Raw genomic sequence first — 22,157 nt, 5'->3', positions numbered from 1 at the left:
CAGGATCAAACTCTCCAATAAAGTTAGTTTGTCTAGCATCATAAAATAAAAATTGACGTTTCACGTTGTTTGTTTCGTTCAGTTTTCAAAGAACTAAAAGCGGGTGAAGAGAATCGAACTCTCGACCAGAGCTTGGAAGGCTCTTGTTTTACCACTAAACTACACCCGCGTGGTCGGGAAGACAGGATTTGAACCTGCGACCCCCTGGTCCCAAACCAGGTGCTCTACCAAGCTGAGCCACTTCCCGTAATGGCGCGCCCGAGAGGACTCGAACCCCTAACCTTTTGATCCGTAGTCAAACGCTCTATCCAATTGAGCTACGGGCGCTTATTCATGATGTTTTGTCGTTGTTGTTTTTCAGCGACTCAATTATCTTATCACGTTGCATCTTTAAATGCAAGTACTTTTTTATTTTTTCTTTGGTGCGGCCGAGAGGACTTGAACCTCCACGGGGTTTCCCCCACTAGGCCCTCAACCTAGCGCGTCTGCCATTCCGCCACGACCGCGGAAATAAAAAAGAATGAGCCATGAAGGACTCGAACCTTCGACCCTCTGATTAAAAGTCAGATGCTCTACCAACTGAGCTAATGGCTCGTAAATGGCTGGGCTAGCTGGATTCGAACCAGCGCATGACGGAGTCAAAGTCCGTTGCCTTACCGCTTGGCTATAGCCCATCGAAATTTGTGACGAAAATCATTATATCACAATAACCAATAAAAAACAACTACCACATAGCAGAAGTTAAAATGGCGGTCCCGACCGGGGTCGAACCGGCGATCTCCTGCGTGACAGGCAGGCATGTTAACCACTACACCACGGGACCATTTGGTTGCGGGGACAGGATTTGAACCTGCGACCTTCGGGTTATGAGCCCGACGAGCTACCAGACTGCTCCACCCCGCGACGTTATTATATATATTTTATATGGTGGAGGATGACGGGATCGAACCGCCGACCCCCTGCTTGTAAGGCAGGTGCTCTCCCAGCTGAGCTAATCCTCCGAAAGTGGTGACCCGTACGGGATTCGAACCCGTGTTACCGCCGTGAAAGGGCGGTGTCTTAACCACTTGACCAACGGGCCAATATGTATGGCAGAGAAGAAGGGATTCGAACCCTCGCACCGCGTTAGCGATCTACTCCCTTAGCAGGGGAGCCCCTTGAGCCACTTGGGTACTTCTCTGTATGGCTCCGCAGGTAGGACTCGAACCTACGACCGATCGGTTAACAGCCGATAGCTCTACCACTGAGCTACTGCGGAATAAGAAAGACAATTTGTATCTTATAAAACTTCACGTTACAAGTCAAGTCATTTTTATAATGTCTTGTACAAACGTGACATGTTTATAATATACTGGATTGATTTTTAACTGTCAAGGTGTTTTTTATTTGTTTTAGTTTCCCTCTACACTTTCCACAAACATATCTCTCTGTATTCATTTGACGCCTTCTCACATACTGAATAGAACAACCCATACATTCATACACATACGTTTTAATCTCCTTGTTTACTCCAGCCATTCTCTTACAAAACCTAGGTGCATCCACCCTCTTTAACAACTCACGAAAATCTCGATCTCGATGTTTGTACCCTTTTCCTTCAATATGCAAATGGTAATGACAGAGTTCATGCTTAATAATACCTATCAGCTCTTCCTCTCCGTACATTTTATAATAATGATAGTTTAATTCTATATTGTGACTTTTTAATAAATACCTTCCACCAGTTGTACGCAATCGTTTATTGAACATTGCTTTATGTAAAAAGACCTTTCCGAAATACTGTAATGATATTTTTTTCACAAGCCGTTGCACTTCTTGTTCATTCATTTTTATTCCTCCCAAACAAAAAATAAACTTACACTTTTCTCTCTTCTTATACATATATTAAATAGTACATATACCCATCCTCATTCAAAAAGTGAGACTTTTATGAATAACACTTACCTTGCGCTATCCATAAAAGTCTGCTAACCAAACTCTTATAGGAAGTTCCTAACATTTAATTTTTCCGCTTCTTTTGTATTCTTAAATACAAGGAACTACTTATTCGAGTAGGATTAAACAAGGAGGGATTCTTATGCCCACGTGGCTCCGAAAGCAAATGCAACGTGCATATTTCGAAAAAAACCGGTATCAGATTAAGTTACTGAATGAATGCTGGTTTTACTATAGCAGAACACATCAAAGCTCCTAATCAATTGAGCTTCCCCATCCCTAAAAAAAGAGCAGTCTTTCCCCTGCTCTTTTTTCCTTACTATTCAATTGGCAACATCGATAATGCAACACGACCTTTTTTCATATCAACATCATCTACCCATACCTTTACAATTTGTCCAACAGATACAATATCTAATGGGTGCTTTACAAATTGCTTACTTAATTTAGAAATATGTACTAAACCATCTTGTTTCACACCAATATCAACAAACGCACCGAAATCAACAACATTCCGAACAGTTCCTTCTAACTCCATGCCACGCTTTAAATCTTCTAATTTTAGAATTCCCTTTTTCAAAAGCGGTTTTGGCAGTTCGTCACGCATATCTCGCTCTGGACTAATTAAAGCATCTATAATATCAACTAGTGTTGGCTCACCAATCTTTGTCTCTTGGGACAATTTAGAAATATCTACTCCCGCTAAACACTTCTGTAATTGTGGTTGTCCTACGTCACTAATCGATAAACCTAAACTTTTTAATAATAATTCAACATTTTTATATTGCTCCGGATGGATACTTGTTCTGTCTAACGGATTTTCTCCTTCTAATATACGTAAGAAACCAATACATTGTTCATAGGTTTTCGCACCTAAACGTGGTATTTTCTTTAACTCTGTTCGTTTTGTAAACTTCCCATTTTCCTCACGCTTAGCGACAATATTTTTCGCAACCGTTTTTGATAACCCCGAAACGTATTGTAATAATGGAACCGAAGCTGTATTTACATTAACCCCAACTTGGTTAACCGCTGTTTCCACTACAAACGTTAATGATTCATTTAATCTCTTTTGCGATACATCATGCTGATATTGTCCTACTCCAACTGATTTCGGATCAATCTTCACAAGTTCAGCAAGTGGATCTTGTAAGCGGCGTCCAATTGAAACGGCACTTCTTTCTTCAACTTGTAAATCTGAAAATTCTTCACGAGCTAAATCAGAAGCTGAATATACACTAGCACCCGCTTCATTCACAATAATATAAAACACATCTCGCTGTACATTTTGTAAAACATCTACTATGAATTCTTCCGTCTCTCGAGAAGCAGTTCCATTCCCAATTGCAATCATCTGCACTTGGTATTTATCTATAATAGAAAGAACTTTCTTTTTTGCATCCTCATATTTTCGAACAGGGGGATGCGGATAAATAACATCAATATGCAAAACTTTTCCTGTATCATCTACCACAGCTAATTTGCAGCCTGTTCGATATGCAGGGTCTACCGCCAATACTACTTTCCCTTTCATTGGTGGCTGTAATAATAAATTACGTAAATTCTCAGAAAAAATATGGATTGCTTGCTCTTCTGCCGTTTCAGTTAATTCTTTACGAATCTCCCTTTCTATTGATGGTTGAATTAATCGCTTATATCCATCTTCAATCGCTAATTGTACATACAATGCACTTTTGGAAGATTCATCACGAATCACTTTTTTATGTAGAAACTGAACAACCTCTTCTGTTGGCGGGATAACAGAAACTTTTAGTACCTCTTCCTTTTCGCCACGATTTATAGCTAATACACGATGTGGGACAATTTTTTGAAGCGGCTCTTCATAACCGTAATACATCTCGTATATATTTTTCTCATCTTTTTCTTCATCCTTTACAGACGAAGATATCATCCCTTTTTTGAATGTAACATTTCGAATCCAGCTACGATATGCGGCATCATCCGATATAATTTCTGCAATAATATCTTGCGCACCTCGCAGCGCATCTTCCGTAGATTGCACTTCCTTTTCAGCATCAATAAATGCCATCGCTTGTTCTGTTGGCTCTTCTTTTGTAAACAACAATAGCCATTCCGCTAAAGGTTCTAACCCTTTTTCTTTCGCAATCGTCGCTTTTGTTCTTCTTTTTTCTTTATAGGGACGGTACAAATCTTCTACTTCTTGTAACTTTGTTGCAGAAACAATATGATTTCGTAAATCTTCTGTTAACTTTCCTTTTTCGTTAATAAGACGAAGAACCTCTTCTTTCCGATCTTCAAGTTGCATCATATATTGCCATCTTTCTAAGATCGCACGAATTTGCACTTCATCTAAAGAGCCTGTCCATTCCTTTCGGTAACGAGCAATAAATGGAACTGTGTTACCTTCTTCTGTTAATTGAATAACATGACGAACTTGCTTCTCTGTAAAGCCTAATTCTTTCACTAACATTTTCATTAACGCTTGTCGATTATCTACCATTTCCATATACAACCGTAACCTCCTCTAATAAAAAAAGTTGCCCCTAAAAGAGAGCAACTTAAACTGCCGATTTAAAAATCTATTAGTCCTAAACTAATTTGTAAAGCCTCATCTACACGACTCATCATCATCTCATCTAAATGAGTGATTTTGTCCGTTAAGCGTTGCTTATCGATTGTTCGAATCTGCTCGAGCAAGATAACAGAATCTCTCTCAAATCCGTACTTTTTCGCATCAATTTCCACATGCGTGGGCAATTTTGCTTTCTGAATCTGCGCAGTAATAGCCGCTACAATCACAGTCGGACTAAAACGATTTCCGATGTCATTTTGAATGACAAGAACCGGACGAACGCCTCCTTGCTCAGAACCAACAACTGGGGAAAGGTCTGCAAAATACACGTCGCCGCGTTTTACAATCAAAATATTACCCCCCGCTAACTAAGCGTTCTACTGTATGAGCTGCTTCATACTCTGCTAAGAAAGCTTCAGATGCAATACCAAGATTAATTTTTCCCATTTCAATGTACCCACGTCGCATTGATTCATGTTGGTAGCGTTTCTTCGTCTTATGTTGACGCAATAACAGTTGTGTTGCCTGGCAAATTAGTTCATGGCGATTCTTATTCTCTTGTTTTCCAATTCCGTCCAATTCCGTTACCACTTGCTTAGGCAACCGAACCACGATTTCAGTAGTTACACTTGATTCGGACACAAAAATACACCTCCACCGTCAACTACACACCCAAATATATATGACACCTATTGTAATAATACCATTGTATGGAGCCTGTTGCAAAGACTTCCTTGTTCCTTGCTTATGTTTTCCAATTCACAAACAAAACATTCATTCTCTTTTATTTTTTATCTCTTCAATCCATTCTTTTTTGACAAACCGTTAATGCTACATCATTTTCAGCAGCCACATTTACATCACGCGGCGGCGAAGGACCTAATACTAAAATCGATGCTGTAACCTGCTCGACAAAATACCAATGCCTCATCTAAAAAGGTAACTACTAATCTTATTATCCCCGCCTCTAATGCTGTTTTTTCCACCGGGACATAGTCATGTCCCTATGCATTTGCTTTTATTACAGCAAAAACCTCCACATCATCGGGAATAAGTTCTTTGATGCGCGTTACATTGTTATAGATTGCATCCAAATCTACTTCTACCCACGTATTATGGTAGAACGATGGTTCTTCCATAAAAAAAAACTTCTTTATATACGATATGCGAAGCTTATTCTTTTATATGCGTCTTTTTATGAAATCCATTCCTCAGACCAAGAAAAGACGTGGTGCTTATATATCACCACGTCTAAGAAGGTTATTTTACCTGCTTCGCTGTAACAGAACGAGCTACCATTAATAACTCATCTGGTTCTAACCCTTTAGACACGAGCATATATTCCACTCCGTTATGCGACCACGTCAAAGAGTCTTTCGTCAGCGCACCAATTGTAAAGCCAAGGTCAACTAACTCCCCACTTACACTGATTGGTGACGAGGCCTCTGCAACTTTCGCCTTTTCTTGTATTAAAGTGAAGGATTTCTTATCTCCAGTGTATGTGAGTATTGCACGCTTGCCGCTGTCTGTCTTTAACTCCTTCTCTTCTTTTAAAACAACACCTTGCGGGGTATCACGTGGATATAAAATAGCAAACGGTTTATCTTCTTTTGCCGTTGTCTGTACATCAACTTGCGCTCTAGACATATTTTGTTTCGTATCAAATGCACCCTTATCAAACTTTGTATCAAATTTCACCTTCGAAAAATCTACTTTCACAAGAACATTTTGATCATTATCCATCAATTTTACCGAAACGGGCGTTAAATCACTTTTATTAAACGTAATTTCTTGCTTCGGCAACATATTTTGATGGTGATAATTTGTTTTTGCCTTAAACACATAGTACTTATCGGTTTTCTCAAACGAAAGGTTCTTCTGATCCTGTAAGATGTCTCTTACAAGCGACTCATACAAGTAAGCTTGACTGCTATTTTGCGGCCAGTCACTTTGAAAACGAAAGCTTTTATTAAGAGATGGTGTTAATACAAATACACCTTCATTATTTCTTAAAATAATTTGACTCTGATCCTTTTTCGTATTTTTTAAATTTACGCGATAATAAGAAGGTTCTTTATGCCAAATTTCAACGTTATACTCCTGTGGCTCATTTCCCGTTTTAATGGATAGTTTTGCCTCCGCTTGATAACTCTTCATCCCCTTAACCTTCGCTTCTAAATCTCGCACAACATCTTCCTGTTTCTTTTCCATACAACCTGCTAACACAAAAACGGTCAATAAACCGACAATCACTAAAAATAGCCGCCTTTTCATCGCTTCAGCCCCTTTGCCCCTATAAATGAATGGAAGATATTTCTTCCTTATCGCTAACTCAAATATATGAGACAAAGATATAAAATATGCAGACTAGCGTGACGAGCTTTCTAAAACAACTTGAGCTACAGCAAATTCCCTACTATGACTAATTGATAGATGGACGATATTTTCCGTATTTGCAAAGAGTACTGGCTTACCTTTCTCATCATTTCTTATTTCAATATCTAAAAAACTCACTTCTTTTCCAATACCAGTTCCAACCGCCTTAGAGTACGCTTCTTTCGCTGCAAATCTTCCCGCAACAAATTCCACAAGACGATTCCCTTTCAATTCAGCAGCAATACCACGTTCTCTTTCAGTCAAAATACGCTCCATAAATTTAAGCTTTCCATCTAGCATTTTTTCGATTCTATTCAGCTCGATAATATCAATTCCAATTCCTATAATCATTTCAAAAATCCCCTTCTTCTATTTGTCTCTGTTCGTTCATATTGTAAGAATAACAGAGAATCTTTCTGATGCAAAAGGAGTGAAACTATAGAATGTCTATCCGTATCCCCCTACAACCTGCTGTCCTCTCTTTGCTTTTCTTACAATTGATTATGATGATACTAAGTAATTTTTTCTTTTCTACTATAGCGGCCTGTAATACATGCATTGCCCAAGGGGAATGGTGGCGATTTATAACTTCACTATTTATACACGTAGACTTACAGCACTTTCTTTCCAATAGCATTTGTTTACTTATTCTTGGTTACTCTATTGAAAAACAACTAGGCAGCATTGCCTTCGCAATTATATTTTTCACCTCCGGCATTAGCGGTAATATCCTCTCTTATCTCATTATGCCCCTTGAATATATTCACGCCGGCGCATCAGGTGGAATTTTCGGATTACTCGGTGCACAACTATTCATTTTATACAGTCGCTATCGAACTGCTCAGCCCAAAGAACTTGTCTTGTTTTCTTCAATTATATCTATATTACTTCTCTTTACCTTCTTTAATCCTTCTGCCAATCCTATCAGCCATTTAACCGGGCTATTAATCGGCGGTATTTACACCCCGCTTTTAGCAAAAAAAATCGATGGTGCAGAGCTTATTTAATACAAAAGCTCCCACCATCGAATCATATCCTTGATTATGCTTTAATAGCCATAAACAATTTTCTAAATTAGCATTAACAATTCTCTCAAGTTTATGAATCGCCGCTACATAACCAAGTCTTACAAGTATAAAGCCCCTCCTTTCTATCCAACTTATTATGCAGAATGCGCAACTATACAAACAAAAAGAGGATATCCTTTTTGGACATCCTCTTTTTTATTAAGCTTGTGGCTTACGGCTATGATGTTTTCTTTCGCCGCGTCCATTTGAAGATCCTGGACGACCTTGACCTTCACCTTTGCGACCACGGCTACGATTGCCGTCACGATTGCGACCATCACGGTTACGATCACGATTACGACCATCGCCACGGCCATCACGGTTACGATCACGATTACGGCCATCGCCACGGCCATCACGGTTTCCATTTCCGTTACCACCGCGCTTTTTAGAACCTCTTGAAACAACCGGTGGCTCTGACGTTAAAGCGATTGGTGTTGTATCTGGCTCTTTTGTCATCATTTTCAAAGCAGCTGCTACAACAGTTACAGAATCATTTTCTTCTAACATTTCTTCTGCAATACGTTTGTAGTATGATAAGTTATCACTTTCAATTGTGCTTTGAAGTTTTTCTGCGATTAAACGTTGTTGACCTTCTAATGCTTCGTCAAGTGTCGGTGCATTCATACGGTCCATTTTACGGTTTGTTGTACGCTCGATATTTTTTAATTGTCCTGATTCACGTGGCGTTACAAATAGCATTGCAATACCTTTTTTACCAGCACGGCCAGTACGACCAATACGGTGAACGTATGATTCTGGATCTTGTGGAATATCGAAGTTGTATACGTGTGTTACACCTGAAATATCAAGGCCACGCGCTGCAACGTCTGTTGCAACAAGTACTTCGATAGAACCTTCTTTAAACTTACGTAATACAGACATACGTTTCGCTTGTGTTAAATCACCATGGATACCTTCTGCTGCATAACCACGTAAGTTTAACGCTTCTGATAACTCATCCACACGACGCTTTGTGCGACCAAATACGATTGCAAGCTCTGGAGATTGAATGTCTAATAAGCGCGTTAACACGTCAAACTTTTTCTTTTCTTGCACTTCTAAATAGAACTGCTGAATGTTTGGCATTGTTACTTCTTTTGCTTTTACTTTAATGTGTTGAGGCTCAGTCATGAAACGCTCAGCAATACGACGGATTGGGTCTGGCATTGTTGCTGAGAATAATAATGTTTGATGTGTTTCTGGCACATCTGTTAAAATTGCTTCAATATCTTCAATGAAGCCCATGTTTAACATTTCATCTGCTTCGTCAAGAACAACAGTTTCTACGTTTTGTAGACGAAGTGTCTTACGGTTAATATGATCTAAAATACGACCCGGCGTACCAACAATAATGTGTGGGTGTTTTTTTAGAGCACGAATTTGGCGGTTAATATCTTGGCCACCATAGATTGGTAAAATACGAACACGTTTATGTTTACCAATTTTGTAAAGTTCTTCCCCAACTTGAATTGCTAATTCACGCGTTGGCGCGATAACAATACCTTGAACTGATTCTTTATGTGTATCCACTTTGTCCAATAGCGGTAATCCGAATGCTGCTGTTTTCCCTGTACCTGTTTGCGCTTGCCCAATAATATCTTTACCTTGCAATGCATGCGGAATTGTTTCAGCTTGAATTGGCGTAGCCTCTTCAAAGCCCATGCTTTCAACAGATTGCAGTAAAGACTCACTTAATCCTAATTCTCGAAATGTTGTCAATGTTACTTCTCCTTTTCTATCCTATACTTATCATTTAAAAAAAGGCGTTTTCCGAATTTGCGGAAAAGCCCTTTTCCTGAATGCTCACGTATATAAACGGGCGTATATTCTTCGCGAAAATACTTCTAAACGTTATTACACTTTATCAATTATAAGTTTTGTATGTGCAAAAAGCAAACCCCAACTGTTACCTTATTTCATATTCAGAGCTTTTTTCTTTACTTTTACTTTCTAATCATTTACTGTAAGCGCTTATTATGAGTTTCCTCTATTTTCGTAGCTATCATCCCTATTTATATGCACCAATTATTTCAACATCGTAATGACTTCTTCCATCTTCATTCCACGAGATGCTTTCACTAATACAACAGCCTTTACATCAACGACAGCCTCTAAGTCTTTCACGAGATCTTCTTTATTATCATATGCTTTTACACGTTCACTAGGAAAATTAATTTTTGCTCCTTCTGCAATTTGGGCCCCTAGTCTACCGTATGTAAATACATAGGAGATTCGCGCAGGATCAATTAACTTACCCACTTCATAATGAAATTGCACTTCTTGGTCTCCAAGTTCTAGCATATCACCAAGAACAACAATCTTTTTAGAAAATCCATCTAAACCATTCATTAAATGAAATGCCGCTTCCATTGCCGTTGGACTTGCGTTATATGCATCATTGATAATTGTTAATCCAGTATTTGTTTTTACAATTTCCATTCGCATCCCTGTCATTTGAAGTGTTACTAAGCCTTGTTTCATTTCTTCCCATGTTACACCAAAATATTTCGCGATCGCCATCGATGCAAGTGCATTATATACATTATGTTTTCCAAGGACAGGCAAATAAAACATAACAGTTTCATCTCGGTTCATCTTAAAGTGCGTTCCAGTTGCTTGCAATGTTACAGAAGTTGGATAATAATCATTCGCTCTTGCATCGCCAAATGTAACAGTTTCTGCCGCTAAATTCATCTTTGGAACACGGTTTGTTAATAGAGGTTCGTCCCCATTGTATACAAATACGCCGCCTTCTTGTAACCCTGTAACAATTTCAAGCTTCGCCTCAGCAATCGCATCACGAGAACCTAAATCCATTAAATGTGCTTCTCCAATATTCGTAATGATTGCTGCGTTTGGACGAGCTAACTTAGATAAAAATTCAATTTCGCCTCGGCTAGACATCCCCATCTCTAATACAGCCATTTCTGTATCTTCTTCTAAGTTCAAAATCGTAAGGGGTAAACCAATATGGTTATTAAAATTACCCTCTGTTTTTTGCACCTTAAATTTAGTTGCAAGAAGACTTGTCACGATATCTTTTGTAGATGTTTTACCATTACTGCCCGTTACCCCAACAACCTTTACATCTAATTGATCGCGATAGTTTTTCGCTAATATTTGCAATGCCTCTAACGTATCTTCTACAAAAATAACAGGAATATTTGCAGGTGGATTTTGTACGTCTTTTTTCCAAAGCGTAGCTACAGCCCCATTTTCAATTGCCTTATCTACAAAAGAATGACCATCAAAGCGCTCCCCTTGAATCGGAACATATAAATTACCTTTTTCAATTTTTCGTGTATCAATTGATACGCCTTGTATAGTAATTTCGGCATATCTCTCTACTAAACCTGTTCCATTCGTCATTTGTTCTATTTGTTTTAACATTCGTTTTATCATGAAAAACACTCCTTACATAGAGGAAGCACTATTCTCTTGAATAGTGCTTCCTCCTTTGTTTGTTAGATTGTATATTTAATTTTTTGCTTTTCTTCGTGACGCTCAATTGCCAAACGAATTAATTCTTCGATTAACTCCGGATACGGCAAGCCTGTATGCTGCCATAATAATGGGAACATACTAAATGGTGTAAACCCTGGCATTGTATTTACTTCATTAATATATACTTCCCCATCTTTTGTTAAGAAGAAGTCCGCTCTTGTTAAGCCCGCACTATCTAAAGACTGGAATGCACGAATTGCATCTCTTTGAATTGTAGCTGACTCTTCTTCTGTAACTTCAGCTGGAATAATTAATGCTGTATCGCCGTCGATATATTTTGATTTATAATCATAAAACTCTTTCTTAGGTACAATCTCACCTACAACAGAACATTTTGGCTCATCATTACCTAAAACGCCAACTTCCACTTCACGACCTACAATATTTTCTTCAACAATAATCTTGCGGTCAAATTGGAACGCTTCTTCAAATGCTTTCTCTAATTCTTCACGATCTTTACATTTATTGATACCAACACTTGATCCAAGGTTTGCTGGTTTTACAAAACATGGATAACCTAATACTTCTTCTACCTTTTCATAAGCTGCTTGACGATTTTTCTCCCATACACTGCGAATGAAAGAGGCATACTTCGCTTGTTTTAATCCAGCTTCTGCGAAGATATTTTTCATAACAACCTTATCCATACCAGCAGCTGATGCTAATACACCATTTCCAACGTACGGTATATTCATTAGTTCTAATAATCCTTGTACCGTTCCATCTTCACCATTTGGTCCGTGTAACAATGGGAAAATAACATCAATTGCCTCTTCTTGCTTAGAAGAAGCAGTAGGGATAATTTCTGTACTTAATGATACTGGAGAAATTGCATTTTCCTCTCCATTCATTTGTAAAGCTTGCACGCTTGTTACTTCACCTTCAATGCGCTCACCACGCATCCATTGGCCTTGCTCTGTAATATAAATCGGATGAATCTCGAATTTTTCTTGATTTAATGCTTTAATAGCAGCTAGAGCTGTTTGTAATGAAACTTGATGCTCTGCTGATTTTCCACCATATAATAAACCTAATTTAATTTTCGTCAATGAAATCACCCTAACCAATTGTTTTCATTTTTCTATTTTAGCACTTTTTATAGAAATAGGTAGTTCCTATTTAAAATAAAATGAAACTTCCACCAAATAACAAAAAGACACCACTTATTGTTTTTTCTGTATAATTTTCTTCATCCCTCATCAAAAAAACTTTAAAGTAAGATTACAATACGTTCTAGTTATGTACCTAAAATATGAAGAAATACTTCTTTTTGTGTATGTCACTATAAATTATGAAGATCGTTTCGCCATAGTACCCTTTTGCCTTTGCTCGACAAGACGATCTAACGATATATATATAATACCTGCCACTATACATCCTACACCTAGAATTGTGAATAATAAGTGCCCTAATAGCCGGTCAAGCAATAGGCCTCCTAGAAGCGGACCGAATGCATTCCCTGTAATCCATTGCAAACTTGCTGCCCCCATATATGTCCCGCGTAAATGCTCTGGTGCCAAATTTGCAACAAACGTCATTTGTACAGGAGACATAATCATCTCGCCTAATGTGTATACCGCATATACAGCAAGTAATGTTACTAAAATAACCGTAGCGTCTGTTCCAGATCCTCCAAACCACTTCGGTAGCCAACCGATGAAGAACAAACCAATCCCAAATAACCAAGCACCGTATAACATCGTCTTCCCAACAGGTTTATCTGTTGCCCACTTAGAAATTTGAAATTGGAATAGAACAACTAGCAAACCGTTTAAAGCCATTAAATATGGATACGGGTTATTTGTACCAAATATATCTTTCATTTCATTATCAAAATGAAGTGGAAGCATACCCTCCGTTTGAGAAAATCCCATAGAAATCATAATCCCTGCTAACAAATAAATCATTAACACCTTGTCTCCCAAAATAATTTTCCAAACGGGCTCTGATTCCCTATTCTTATTCTCCTGCTTTTCGTTTATAACTTTTGGCATTGTTTCTTGAATAAGTATCAAAACAAGCAGCGCATAAAATAGCATTGTAGATGCCGCAATGATAAACACAAGATTTTTTGAAAGTACAACCACCGATGCCCCCATAATCGGCCCGATTGCTGCACCAATATTATGTCCCATCCGTAATAAGCCGTACGCCTCTGTCCTCTTTTCAGGTACAGTTACATCTGCTACCATTGCTGACGCCGCTGGATGAAACAATGAATTACTTAATCCTAAAAGAATAGACAATATAGCATAAGGAATAAATCCTTCTATAAATAAAAAACCAAGCATTAACAATGCATTACTCGCCATTGAAAATACCATAATCGGCTTTCTTCCATATATATCAGCAATTCTGCCCCCAATAAGAGAACCAACACTTGCTGCGATAGGAGAAAGTGCCATAATAATCCCTACTTGTAATAAGGAATCTACTTTATCCTTTAAATACAATGCAAAAAACGGCATCAACATCATCATCGCAATTCCGTTTAACGTTTCTCCAACAAACCGAATCCATACGTTACGATCCATCTCTCTTAGCTCACGCCATGTGTTTTTCATCTCTCCACCCCTTTAATCAACCACCCCTTATCTTATATTATTTTTAGAAAAATGTAAATTTTCAAAACAAAAGGTCCGTTCTACTCTACTTAGAACGGACCTTTTTCTTATAAATTCGCTACATCTTCCTCATCTTTTCTATTATTTAAAACACTATGTTTTCTACTATATAAGAAGTACACTGCTACACCAATCACCATCCAAATACCAAAACTCATCCATGCTGTCCCCGATAATTGAAGCATTAAATATATGCAAAAGATAACAGTTAACGCTGGTAAAAATGGTACAAGCGGCGCCTTAAATGCACGAGGTAAATCTGGATGTGTTTTTCTCATTACGATAACCGCAACAGCCACAAGTGCAAATGCTGATAATGTCCCCATATTTACAAGGTGTGCTAATACATTTAAATCGATAAGCCCTGAAATAAGTGCTGCAATAATTCCTGTCGTCCATGTATTTAGAAATGGCGTTTTAAATCTCGGATGGACTTTAGCAAGGCCCTTCGGCAATAATCCATCGCGACTCATTGCATACGATACACGAACTTGTCCATACATCATAACTAGCATTACAGTTGTAATGCCTGTAATTGCCCCTACAGAAATAATACCCGCTAAACTATCTTGTCCAATAAATTGAAGTGCGAAAGCTACTGGATCTGAGATATTTAGCTTTCCGTATGGAACAATTCCTGTCAAAATAAGCGAAACTGCAATATAAAGAATTGTACAAACAAGTAACGATGTAATAATGCCAATCGGTAGATCACGTTGTGGACGCTTAACCTCTTCTGCAGCTGTTGATACAGCATCAAATCCAATAAATGCAAAGAAAACTGTAGCTGCTCCAGCCATTACACCATCAAACCCAAATGGCATAAAAGGTGTCCAATTTTCTGGCTTCACATAATTAAATCCGGCAAAAATAAAAATGAAAACAACCGCTAATTTAATAAAAACCATTATATTATTTACACGTGCACTTTCACGTACACCTCTAGATAAAAGAACTGTCATAATTAAAATGATAAGAACAGCAGGTAAATCAATAAGACCGCCCTTCCCTGTCCCAGGGGCAGAGGATAGAATGGTTGGAATATGAATACCAAATCCCTTTAATAATGATTGAAAATAAGCAGACCATCCGTTTGCTACAGCAGATGTGGCTAACAAATATTCCAACATTAAATCCCATCCAATTAAGAACGCAAATACTTCTCCCATTGTTGCATACGTATACGTGTAAACACTTCCTGAGACAGGAACTGAAGATGCAAATTCCGCGTAACAAAACGCGGCAAAGGCACACGCTAATGCGGCTATAGCGAATGATAAAATAATAGCTGGTCCAGAATGTTTCGCTGCTACAACACCGGTAAGAACAAAGATTCCTGTTCCGACAATTGCTCCAATTCCAAGCATCGTTAGATCAAGTGCCCCTAATGTTCTTGCTAATGTCTTCTGCTTACTTTCTTGCAGTAATTTTGCAATCGGCTTTTTTTGAAAAATTTGCTTCATAGCATGCACCTCTATTTTTAAATTTTCTGAAAATTTTTAATTCGTTTCTTATTTTACTTATAACCTATTTTTTAGTCAACACTTTTGTCGAAATAAACAGAAAACTATCTAATAAATGAGAAGAGAAAAATTTCATCCATGAATAAAAGTTGCTATTATCATATTTGTTCCGCAGGTTAAAGAATTTAACGGTTTAAAAATCTCCAAAAAACATATACAAATAATGTATATAGATATATTCCCATATCTTTTTATAGGTATTTTTGGTATTCTATAAATTGTCGATTCCAAAAAGGAAAGAGGCATGTTCATTTTATGAACGTGCCTCTTTCTTCTATTTAACCGTATGCGAAGTCTCTTCGATCCAACTATACATATATTTTTCATCTTCCGTTTCATGCGCTTGTTTTACAATACGAAGTGGACGGAATGTATCAATCATAACAGCTAATTCAATTGTTTCTTTTTTCCCTAAACTCGCTTCTGTTTTTCCAGGGTGAGGTCCATGAGGAATGCCACTCGGGTGAAGCGTAATCGAACCTTCTTCTACACCTTTTCTGCTCATGAAATTCCCTTCTACATAATAAAGAACCTCATCACTATTTACGTTGCTATGATAATATGGTGCTGGAATTGCCTCTGGATGGTAATCATATAAACGAGGTACAAAAGAACAAATAACAAAGTTATGCCCTTCAAATGTTTGATGAACTGGTGGTGGCTGATGAATACGTCCTGTAATTGGTTCAAAGTCCTCTACATTAAAGACCCACGGATATAAATATCCATCCCAGCCAACAACATCTAGCGGATGATGCGCCATAATATGCTTATGCATATTACCTCTCGACTTTGTCATAACGACAAACTCGCCTTTTTCATCATATGTCTCTAACTTCTCTGGTCCACGAATATCTCTTTCACAGAAAGGACTATGCTCTAACAATTGACCATACTCATTACGATAGCGGCGAGGTGTTGTAATTTGGCTATTTGCTTCTACAACAAGAAACTTAGATTCACCCTCATCTGGGATGACCCGATATATTGTTCCAATCGGAATCGTTACATAGTCCCCTTTCCGGTAATGAATCGTTCCAAACATCGTCTCAATTTTCCCGGTTCCATAATGAATGAATAACATTTCATCTCCATCACCATTACGATAGAAATACTCCATTTTTTCTGTCGGATTCACAACACCGATTAATAAATCTTCATTTCCTAATATGAAATTCCTCCCACTTACCGCATCTCCAGTTTTCCTATTCTCTTTCGTGCGAAAGTGACGATGAGCAAGTACTGCATCTTCTTCATACTGTAACTGACAAGAATGTGCTAATGCAGCATGCCCTACTTCTGTTGGCATATAATGATGATACAAAATAGATTGTGTACCTGAGAATCCTTTCGTCCCCATCACCTGTTCACGATAAAGTGAACCATCTTCCTTACGAAACTGCACATGTCGTTTATGAGGAAGTTTTCCCATGTGACGATAATACATGCCCATCACCCGCTTTCGTTTCTTTTTTCACTGTATTACGCAATGTGCCTAGTCCAGTAATCGTAAGTTCTACAACATCACCATCTTGTAACCACTTTTCTGTACCAAGTTCTAAAATACAGCCAGTGCCAACTGTTCCAGAACCAATTACATCTCCTGGATATAACGTAACATCTTCTGAAGCACGTTCAATCATTTCTGCAAACGTATAGTAAATATCTCGGAAATTTCCTTTAGACAAAAGTTCCCCGTTCACATGAGCAGTCATTTCTAAATTATAACGTTCACCCGTGCGATAAACATCTAATTCCTCTTTCGTAACAAGATAAGCTCCTAATGAAGTAGCGAAGTCCTTTCCTTTTGCTGGACCAAGTCCTACTTTCATCTCCGTTGCCTGTAAATCTCTTGCGCTCCAGTCATTCATAATACAATAACCGAAAATATATTCTTCTGCTTGTTCACGCGAAATATTTCTTCCCTCTTTCCCAATGACACAAGCAATTTCTAATTCATAGTCAAGCTTTTGAGTCTGTTTCGGGCAAGAAACTGTAACTTCTGGCCCAATGACAGCACGGTGATTTGTAAAATAAAAAACCGGAATATCATACCACTCTGTAACAACATCTAACCCACGACGTCCACGAGCCGTTTTGACATGTTGTTCAAATGCATAAAAGTCACGAATACTACTTGGATTGGGGATGGCTGAACAAAGCTGCACATCTTCCAAAGAGTACACGCCACTTGTTGGTTTTCTAATACCACGCGCTATTTCTACATACTCATCCGCTTTCTCTAAAAAAGCAAGCATTGATGAAGGAAGTACACCATTACTTGCCATATTCATATCAATTACTTTATCGCCTTCCAGCCAACCCGCTCGCATGTTTTGTGAAGGAAGACGAAATGTAACAAATTTCATCAATATTCCTCCCTACTAATCATGAAATACAACTTCCACCAGCAAAAATGTTTATTTCTTGCTGGTGGATAAATATTTTATAGATTTCCGCGGCGTTCTTGTTCTCTTTCAATAGATTCAAATAACGCTTTAAAGTTTCCTTCTCCGAATCCACGAGAACCTTTACGCTGAATAATTTCGATAAATAATGTTGGGCGATCTACAATTGGCTTTGTGAAAATTTGTAGCAAATACCCTTCATCATCACGATCCACAAGAATCTTAAGCTCTTTTAGCTTGTCAATTTCTTCATCGATTTTTCCAACGCGTGCTGTTAACTCATCGTAATACGTATCTGGTGTATCTAAAAACTCAACGCCATTTGAACGAAGCGCTTCAACTGTTTTCACAATATCATTTGTCAGCAATGCAAGATGCTGTACGCCTGCACCATTATAAAACTCTAGATACTCTTGAATTTGTGATTTTCGTTTCCCATCTGCTGGTTCATTAATCGGAAACTTAATACGACTTCCATTTGTCATAACCTTTGACATTAATGCAGAATACTCTGTGCTAATATCATCATCATCAAAATGAATCATTTGTTTAAAGCCCATAACGTTTTCGTAATAGCTAACCCATTCTTCCATTTTTTCAACGTTACCTACAACATGATCCACAGCAATTAAACCTGACTCTTCTGATGGAATATTAAATTCAACTTTTTCATAGCCAGGCATAAATGTCCCTTTATAATTTTTACGCTCTACAAGCGTATGAATTGTGTCACCATACGTACCAATAACTGCTTTTTTCAATGTTCCATGCTCATCCGTTAGCTCTTCAGGCGGAGCGATCGCAACAGCACCTCGTTTTACCGCTTCTGAATATGCTTTATCAACATCATCAACAAGTAAAGCGACGTCTTTTACCCCATCACCATGAACCTTTACAAATTCAGCAATGCGGCTATCACTATTTAAAGCCCCAGACACAACAAAACGCATGTTTTTCTGCACAAGAACATAAGATACCTTTTCACGGTTTCCTGTTTCCAATCCAGAATAAGCTACAATTTCAAATCCAAATGCTCTCGCAAGGTAATAACTTGATTGCTTTGCATTTCCTACATAAAATTCTAAATGATCAACATCGCGTACTGGAAAGAAATCCTCCATTTGTGCAGCTAACGTATCCATAGATTTTTGTTTCATAAATTCCTCATCCCCCTGTAAATAAATTAAATGTTACATACTTAGAACCAATCGAAAACGCTTCCAGCTATCACCAAAAAAATAGTTAGCAAGCTAACAGATTTCTGACTCTTAAAATTTTCTATCTTTTCTGTCAAATTCCTCTTTTTTCTTCCATATAAAATTCGACTTTGTTTCTTTAAAATAACAGGGAGTTCATACATTTAAGGATATGATTTAATGACGTGAATATAGAACAGGTAAAAACTATTAGAATACAAAAAAGGCCCTAACATATTAATTATCTATAATATGCTAGAGCCTTTATTTTTTTTGAATAATGGTATGAATAACATATGAGAACTTCCTCTTATCTATACTCATCATACTAATACATTTGCAAGGAATACAATAAGTGCTGTTAATACTGCTGCTCCACTTGCTGCTCCTAAGAAATCCATTTTTGTTACTTGTAATACTTGTTCCATACTCCTCATTCTCCTTTCGGTTTCTTATACATTCGATACAAAATTTCTATTATACTAAAACACTTGAAAGAAATACGATTAATGCTGTTAATACCGCTGCTCCACCTGCTGATCCTAGTAAATCCATTTTTGTTACTTGTAACACTTGCTCGTTGTTCATATCTTCCATTCTCCTTTCGTTTCTTTTTATTTCGCAATCTATTGTTCTACTTCTTATACAAAATTTCTGTTTCCTATACTAAAGCGTTAGCAAGAAATACAATTAATGCTGTTAATACTGCTGCCCCACTCGCTGATCCTAAAAAATCCATTTTCGTTACTTGTAATACTTCTTTGTTTTCCATATTGTTCGTTCTCCCTTCGTTTCTTTCTGATTTTGTAATATCCGTTTTACTTCCTATACTAAAGCATTAGCTAAAAATACGATTAATGCTGTTAGCACCGCTGCCCCGCTCGCTGATCCTAATAAGTCCATCTTTGTTACTTGTAATACTTGTTCGTTGTTCATATTCTTTCTCTCCTTTTTAATAGGTATTTATATGTAACTTCTAAGAAATGATTGATTTATATTTTTTATCTTAACGTTACATTAAATTTAGTTGTGTAACGTTTGTAACATTAATGTAACATAACTTGTTTCCTACTGCAATATAATTACGTAAAATTTATTACATTTTTTTTACGAAATCATCATAAATATTCTAAAAACCCCTTTATATAGGGTTTTCCAACGTTTCTGCGTTTGTAATACTATTGTAACATTATGGTTACAGACCGAAATAAGCAGTAATAGAGAATCTCTATTACTGCTTTTGTTACAAAATACTAGGTCAACATATATAAATCCATTTTAATTTTGCGACATCTAAATCCCTGCTATGCAGAATAACAAGTAACCTACACTCGTTTGCTCTTTCTGTTTTTACTTTGCATGTGGCAGAAAAGGCTCTGACCGCTTCTATACATGACCAGATGCTCTCTCCCGCCTAAAAAAAGGGGGGGTATGTTGGTTTTTTAATTGATGTATATATAGCTGCATATTACCTAACTATTTTCTATGCCTTCTTCTATTAGTCAAAAAGTATGAAACAATCATATTAAATTCCCCATCCCTTTCACTTCAAATTCACATTGAAATCACATCTATCTTTTATATTATAACTATCGAAGCTGTTCCTCCCTAATAATGAGACATTCCCCAGTGTCTCGAACAGCTTTCCATCCCTAATTAAAATTGACATATTTTCCCCTTCCTTGACCATCTTGTGCTGACAAGATGGTCTATTTTTTATCACCTATTACTGAATCATGCCTCTTATCCATTAAGCAAATATTCATTTATATAAATCCATTTTAATTTTTCAACATCTAAATCCCTGCTATGCAGACTAAAAAATAACCTACAATCGGTTACTCTTTCTGTTTTTACTTCGCATGTGGCAGAAAAAAGCTCTGACCGCTTCTATGTATGGCCAGATACTCTCGATTCATGTCGGTTTTTTAATTGATATATATAAATTCGCTTCATATTAGTAAGCAATATTATGAATCCCTTAGTCTCCAAGATAAGTTTATATGTTTCCTCTACATAACTATGTATAATAAAAGCAAAGAGGTGGTCATTTTGAAATTAATCGCACTAGATATGGATGGTACATTACTATCATCTAATCTCGAGATCTCCAAAGAAAATTTAAAAGCTATTCGCACTGCTCAAGCAGCTGGTCATGTTGTAATGATCTGTTCTGGTCGCGCAAAGGAAGATGCTTTAAAACTATTGGAAGAATATCAGTTATCACTTCCAGTTGGAGCAAGCAATGGGGCAATTGTTTATGTCGATGGAAAAGTAATTAACTCTCGTTGTTTACAAAATGATAAAGTATACAAGCTTGCTAAATTACTAGAATCTGAGGGCTTTCCATATAAACTGTACACGAATAAAGGAGTGTATTCTCCTTATAATTGGAAAGAACGACTGATACATACATTCGAAGAAAATAAACATGCGCTGGATGTTACAATTGAAGAACTTGAACGAATTACAGAAAAACAAAAGAAATCTAACTTAATTACTGATTTCCAAAAAATCGAAGATGTCGTAAATAATCCAGAGTTAGAAATCTCGAAATTCTTTATTTTAACGTTTGATGCTGGGCATCGTTCACAACTGCTACAATCTTTACAAGAAGATAAAGAAATTATGGTCACAGCGTCAGCTCCGACCAATTTAGAAATTATGGACAAGCATGGTCATAAAGGAAATGGATTGCAGGAAATGGCATCTTATTTCAACATTCCAATTCAAGACACGGTTGCAATTGGTGACAACTTTAATGATGTACCAATGCTAGAAGTAGCTGGTCTATCTGTTGCGATGGGAAATGCTGAAGAAGATATAAAAAAATTATGTGATGTTGTTACATTAACAAATGACAAACATGGCGTTGCGCATGCAATTGAGCAGTACGTATTAAAAAGTAATTCTATTATTCAGTGACCGAGCATAGAATACTAACAAACTACCAAAAAGGGGGCGAAG

21 protein-coding genes, 12 tRNA genes and 2 pseudogenes are annotated in these 22,157 nt (G+C 37.4%); 3 read left to right on the top strand and 32 right to left on the bottom strand.

The genetic code is table 11. From position 1 onward, the window contains the following. Positions 1 to 98: 98 nt before the first annotated feature. The 13 genes from ACIQ7L_RS23580 to ACIQ7L_RS23520 form a co-directional block, all read right to left on the bottom strand. A tRNA-Gly gene (locus ACIQ7L_RS23580) sits at positions 99 to 169 on the bottom strand. Between the two features lies 1 nt (position 170). Continuing rightward, positions 171 to 247: transfer RNA gene (locus tag ACIQ7L_RS23575), tRNA-Pro, on the bottom strand. A 3-nt stretch (positions 248 to 250) separates the two neighbouring features. Beyond that, positions 251 to 327: transfer RNA gene (locus ACIQ7L_RS23570), tRNA-Arg, on the bottom strand. 93 nt (positions 328 to 420) lie between these two features. Continuing rightward, positions 421 to 506 (bottom strand) — tRNA-Leu (locus ACIQ7L_RS23565). A gap of 15 nt (positions 507 to 521) precedes the next feature. Next, a tRNA-Lys gene (locus tag ACIQ7L_RS23560) sits at positions 522 to 594 on the bottom strand. 5 nt (positions 595 to 599) lie between these two features. After that, a tRNA-Gln gene (locus tag ACIQ7L_RS23555) sits at positions 600 to 674 on the bottom strand. Positions 675 to 747: 73 nt separating this feature from the next. Beyond that, positions 748 to 823: transfer RNA gene (locus tag ACIQ7L_RS23550), tRNA-Asp, on the bottom strand. Positions 824 to 826: 3 nt separating this feature from the next. Continuing rightward, positions 827 to 903, bottom strand: a tRNA-Met gene (locus tag ACIQ7L_RS23545). A 22-nt stretch (positions 904 to 925) separates the two neighbouring features. After that, a tRNA-Val gene (locus ACIQ7L_RS23540) sits at positions 926 to 1,001 on the bottom strand. A gap of 5 nt (positions 1,002 to 1,006) precedes the next feature. After that, a tRNA-Glu gene (locus tag ACIQ7L_RS23535) sits at positions 1,007 to 1,081 on the bottom strand. Positions 1,082 to 1,089: 8 nt separating this feature from the next. Further along, a tRNA-Ser gene (locus ACIQ7L_RS23530) sits at positions 1,090 to 1,180 on the bottom strand. A 3-nt stretch (positions 1,181 to 1,183) separates the two neighbouring features. Continuing rightward, positions 1,184 to 1,258, bottom strand: a tRNA-Asn gene (locus tag ACIQ7L_RS23525). A gap of 83 nt (positions 1,259 to 1,341) precedes the next feature. Then, complete coding sequence (locus ACIQ7L_RS23520) at positions 1,342 to 1,827, bottom strand: SprT family protein (RefSeq protein WP_400572088.1); 486 nt, start codon at positions 1,825 to 1,827, stop codon at positions 1,342 to 1,344. Between the two features lie 250 nt (positions 1,828 to 2,077). On the opposite strand from ACIQ7L_RS23520, the gene cmpA reads away from it, so the two are divergent. Further along, positions 2,078 to 2,194, top strand: coding sequence for a cortex morphogenetic protein CmpA (gene cmpA / locus ACIQ7L_RS23515; protein ID WP_097897771.1), 117 nt, complete (start codon positions 2,078 to 2,080; stop codon positions 2,192 to 2,194). Between the two features lie 60 nt (positions 2,195 to 2,254). Here the strand turns inward: cmpA and ACIQ7L_RS23510 are convergent, their stop codons facing one another. The 6 genes and pseudogenes from ACIQ7L_RS23510 to acpS all read right to left on the bottom strand — a co-directional run bounded on the left by ACIQ7L_RS23510 (position 2,255) and on the right by acpS (position 7,216). After that, positions 2,255 to 4,423 (bottom strand): Tex family protein, encoded by a 2,169-nt coding sequence (locus ACIQ7L_RS23510; protein ID WP_400572086.1) that lies wholly within the window; start codon positions 4,421 to 4,423, stop codon positions 2,255 to 2,257. 65 nt (positions 4,424 to 4,488) lie between these two features. After that, positions 4,489 to 4,839: a type II toxin-antitoxin system endoribonuclease NdoA gene (ndoA, locus tag ACIQ7L_RS23505; RefSeq protein ID WP_003194532.1), complete on the bottom strand. Its 351-nt coding sequence runs from the start codon at positions 4,837 to 4,839 to the stop codon at positions 4,489 to 4,491. 4 nt (positions 4,840 to 4,843) lie between these two features. Next, positions 4,844 to 5,131 (bottom strand): antitoxin EndoAI, encoded by a 288-nt coding sequence (locus ACIQ7L_RS23500; RefSeq protein ID WP_000004571.1) that lies wholly within the window; start codon positions 5,129 to 5,131, stop codon positions 4,844 to 4,846. 153 nt (positions 5,132 to 5,284) lie between these two features. Next, a pseudogene (locus tag ACIQ7L_RS23495) lies at positions 5,285 to 5,628 on the bottom strand (alanine racemase); the annotation flags it as partial. A 121-nt stretch (positions 5,629 to 5,749) separates the two neighbouring features. Continuing rightward, positions 5,750 to 6,700 carry a LolA family protein gene (locus ACIQ7L_RS23490; RefSeq protein WP_400572096.1) on the bottom strand — a complete coding sequence of 317 codons (951 nt, stop codon included), beginning with the start codon at positions 6,698 to 6,700 and terminating at the stop codon, positions 5,750 to 5,752. A 156-nt stretch (positions 6,701 to 6,856) separates the two neighbouring features. After that, positions 6,857 to 7,216, bottom strand: a complete 360-nt coding sequence (gene acpS, locus ACIQ7L_RS23485; RefSeq protein WP_097897774.1) for a holo-ACP synthase — start codon at positions 7,214 to 7,216, stop codon at positions 6,857 to 6,859. Between the two features lie 92 nt (positions 7,217 to 7,308). Here acpS and ACIQ7L_RS23480 point away from each other — a divergent pair, with 92 nt between their 5' ends. Continuing rightward, positions 7,309 to 7,872, top strand: a complete 564-nt coding sequence (locus ACIQ7L_RS23480) for a rhomboid family intramembrane serine protease (protein WP_097897775.1) — start codon at positions 7,309 to 7,311, stop codon at positions 7,870 to 7,872. A gap of 21 nt (positions 7,873 to 7,893) precedes the next feature. Here ACIQ7L_RS23480 and ACIQ7L_RS23475 read toward each other — a convergent pair. The 13 genes and pseudogenes from ACIQ7L_RS23475 to ACIQ7L_RS23415 form a co-directional block, all read right to left on the bottom strand. Beyond that, a pseudogene (locus ACIQ7L_RS23475) lies at positions 7,894 to 8,001 on the bottom strand (UV DNA damage repair endonuclease UvsE); the annotation flags it as partial. A gap of 90 nt (positions 8,002 to 8,091) precedes the next feature. After that, positions 8,092 to 9,654, bottom strand: a complete 1,563-nt coding sequence (cshA, locus tag ACIQ7L_RS23470; RefSeq protein ID WP_400572083.1) for a degradosome RNA helicase CshA — start codon at positions 9,652 to 9,654, stop codon at positions 8,092 to 8,094. 306 nt (positions 9,655 to 9,960) lie between these two features. After that, positions 9,961 to 11,337 carry a UDP-N-acetylmuramoyl-tripeptide--D-alanyl-D-alanine ligase gene (locus tag ACIQ7L_RS23465; protein WP_400572081.1) on the bottom strand — a complete coding sequence of 459 codons (1,377 nt, stop codon included), beginning with the start codon at positions 11,335 to 11,337 and terminating at the stop codon, positions 9,961 to 9,963. A gap of 62 nt (positions 11,338 to 11,399) precedes the next feature. Continuing rightward, positions 11,400 to 12,488: a D-alanine--D-alanine ligase gene (locus tag ACIQ7L_RS23460; RefSeq protein ID WP_400572079.1), complete on the bottom strand. Its 1,089-nt coding sequence runs from the start codon at positions 12,486 to 12,488 to the stop codon at positions 11,400 to 11,402. A 240-nt stretch (positions 12,489 to 12,728) separates the two neighbouring features. Continuing rightward, entirely contained in the window at positions 12,729 to 14,003 is a 1,275-nt protein-coding gene (locus ACIQ7L_RS23455) for an MDR family MFS transporter (protein ID WP_400572077.1), read from the bottom strand. 107 nt (positions 14,004 to 14,110) lie between these two features. After that, complete coding sequence (bcaP, locus tag ACIQ7L_RS23450) at positions 14,111 to 15,526, bottom strand: branched-chain amino acid transporter BcaP (RefSeq protein ID WP_400572075.1); 1,416 nt, start codon at positions 15,524 to 15,526, stop codon at positions 14,111 to 14,113. Positions 15,527 to 15,860: 334 nt separating this feature from the next. Further along, positions 15,861 to 17,033 carry a homogentisate 1,2-dioxygenase gene (locus tag ACIQ7L_RS23445; RefSeq protein WP_400572073.1) on the bottom strand — a complete coding sequence of 391 codons (1,173 nt, stop codon included), beginning with the start codon at positions 17,031 to 17,033 and terminating at the stop codon, positions 15,861 to 15,863. Beyond that, complete coding sequence (locus ACIQ7L_RS23440; RefSeq protein ID WP_400572071.1) at positions 16,999 to 17,955, bottom strand: fumarylacetoacetate hydrolase family protein; 957 nt, start codon at positions 17,953 to 17,955, stop codon at positions 16,999 to 17,001. Before ACIQ7L_RS23440 ends, ACIQ7L_RS23445 begins: the two co-directional genes overlap by 35 nt. A 77-nt stretch (positions 17,956 to 18,032) precedes the next feature. Continuing rightward, positions 18,033 to 19,151 carry a 4-hydroxyphenylpyruvate dioxygenase gene (hppD, locus tag ACIQ7L_RS23435; RefSeq protein ID WP_097897783.1) on the bottom strand — a complete coding sequence of 373 codons (1,119 nt, stop codon included), beginning with the start codon at positions 19,149 to 19,151 and terminating at the stop codon, positions 18,033 to 18,035. 362 nt (positions 19,152 to 19,513) lie between these two features. Further along, positions 19,514 to 19,627, bottom strand: coding sequence for a DUF3948 family protein (locus tag ACIQ7L_RS23430; RefSeq protein ID WP_400572069.1), 114 nt, complete (start codon positions 19,625 to 19,627; stop codon positions 19,514 to 19,516). A gap of 40 nt (positions 19,628 to 19,667) precedes the next feature. Then, the gene (locus ACIQ7L_RS23425) at positions 19,668 to 19,778 is read right to left on the bottom strand and encodes a DUF3948 family protein (protein ID WP_217993885.1); all 111 of its coding nucleotides are present in this window, start codon (positions 19,776 to 19,778) and stop codon (positions 19,668 to 19,670) included. Between the two features lie 73 nt (positions 19,779 to 19,851). After that, entirely contained in the window at positions 19,852 to 19,962 is a 111-nt protein-coding gene (locus tag ACIQ7L_RS23420) for a DUF3948 family protein (protein WP_098338173.1), read from the bottom strand. A 53-nt stretch (positions 19,963 to 20,015) separates the two neighbouring features. Continuing rightward, complete coding sequence (locus tag ACIQ7L_RS23415; RefSeq protein WP_097897787.1) at positions 20,016 to 20,126, bottom strand: DUF3948 family protein; 111 nt, start codon at positions 20,124 to 20,126, stop codon at positions 20,016 to 20,018. A 1,116-nt stretch (positions 20,127 to 21,242) separates the two neighbouring features. On the opposite strand from ACIQ7L_RS23415, the gene ACIQ7L_RS23410 reads away from it, so the two are divergent. Next, the gene (locus ACIQ7L_RS23410; protein ID WP_400572066.1) at positions 21,243 to 22,115 is read left to right on the top strand and encodes a Cof-type HAD-IIB family hydrolase; all 873 of its coding nucleotides are present in this window, start codon (positions 21,243 to 21,245) and stop codon (positions 22,113 to 22,115) included. Positions 22,116 to 22,157: the final 42 nt, after the last annotated feature.

This window comes from Bacillus sp. NPDC094106 (assembly GCF_044764345.1).
In the GTDB taxonomy this organism is placed as follows: domain Bacteria; phylum Bacillota; class Bacilli; order Bacillales; family Bacillaceae_G; genus Bacillus_A.
The sequence above is the reverse complement of the archived record's forward strand: the minus strand, read 5'-3'. Positions and strand labels throughout refer to the sequence as shown.

Coding starts and splice junctions, on each gene's coding strand:
- ACIQ7L_RS23520 (WP_400572088.1), bottom strand. CDS start 1,827: ATGAATGAACAAGAAGTGCAACGGCTTGTGAAAAAAATATCATTACAG.
- cmpA (WP_097897771.1), top strand. CDS start 2,078: ATGCCCACGTGGCTCCGAAAGCAAATGCAACGTGCATATTTCGAAAAA.
- ACIQ7L_RS23510 (WP_400572086.1), bottom strand. CDS start 4,423: ATGGAAATGGTAGATAATCGACAAGCGTTAATGAAAATGTTAGTGAAA.
- ACIQ7L_RS23490 (WP_400572096.1), bottom strand. CDS start 6,700: ATGGAAAAGAAACAGGAAGATGTTGTGCGAGATTTAGAAGCGAAGGTT.
- acpS (WP_097897774.1), bottom strand. CDS start 7,216: ATGATTATAGGAATTGGAATTGATATTATCGAGCTGAATAGAATCGAA.
- ACIQ7L_RS23480 (WP_097897775.1), top strand. CDS start 7,309: ATGTCTATCCGTATCCCCCTACAACCTGCTGTCCTCTCTTTGCTTTTC.
- ACIQ7L_RS23465 (WP_400572081.1), bottom strand. CDS start 11,337: ATGATAAAACGAATGTTAAAACAAATAGAACAAATGACGAATGGAACA.
- ACIQ7L_RS23455 (WP_400572077.1), bottom strand. CDS start 14,003: ATGAAAAACACATGGCGTGAGCTAAGAGAGATGGATCGTAACGTATGG.
- bcaP (WP_400572075.1), bottom strand. CDS start 15,526: ATGAAGCAAATTTTTCAAAAAAAGCCGATTGCAAAATTACTGCAAGAA.
- ACIQ7L_RS23445 (WP_400572073.1), bottom strand. CDS start 17,033: ATGTATTATCGTCACATGGGAAAACTTCCTCATAAACGACATGTGCAG.
- ACIQ7L_RS23440 (WP_400572071.1), bottom strand. CDS start 17,955: ATGAAATTTGTTACATTTCGTCTTCCTTCACAAAACATGCGAGCGGGT.
- hppD (WP_097897783.1), bottom strand. CDS start 19,151: ATGAAACAAAAATCTATGGATACGTTAGCTGCACAAATGGAGGATTTC.
- ACIQ7L_RS23430 (WP_400572069.1), bottom strand. CDS start 19,627: ATGAGGAGTATGGAACAAGTATTACAAGTAACAAAAATGGATTTCTTA.
- ACIQ7L_RS23425 (WP_217993885.1), bottom strand. CDS start 19,778: ATGAACAACGAGCAAGTGTTACAAGTAACAAAAATGGATTTACTAGGA.
- ACIQ7L_RS23420 (WP_098338173.1), bottom strand. CDS start 19,962: ATGGAAAACAAAGAAGTATTACAAGTAACGAAAATGGATTTTTTAGGA.
- ACIQ7L_RS23415 (WP_097897787.1), bottom strand. CDS start 20,126: ATGAACAACGAACAAGTATTACAAGTAACAAAGATGGACTTATTAGGA.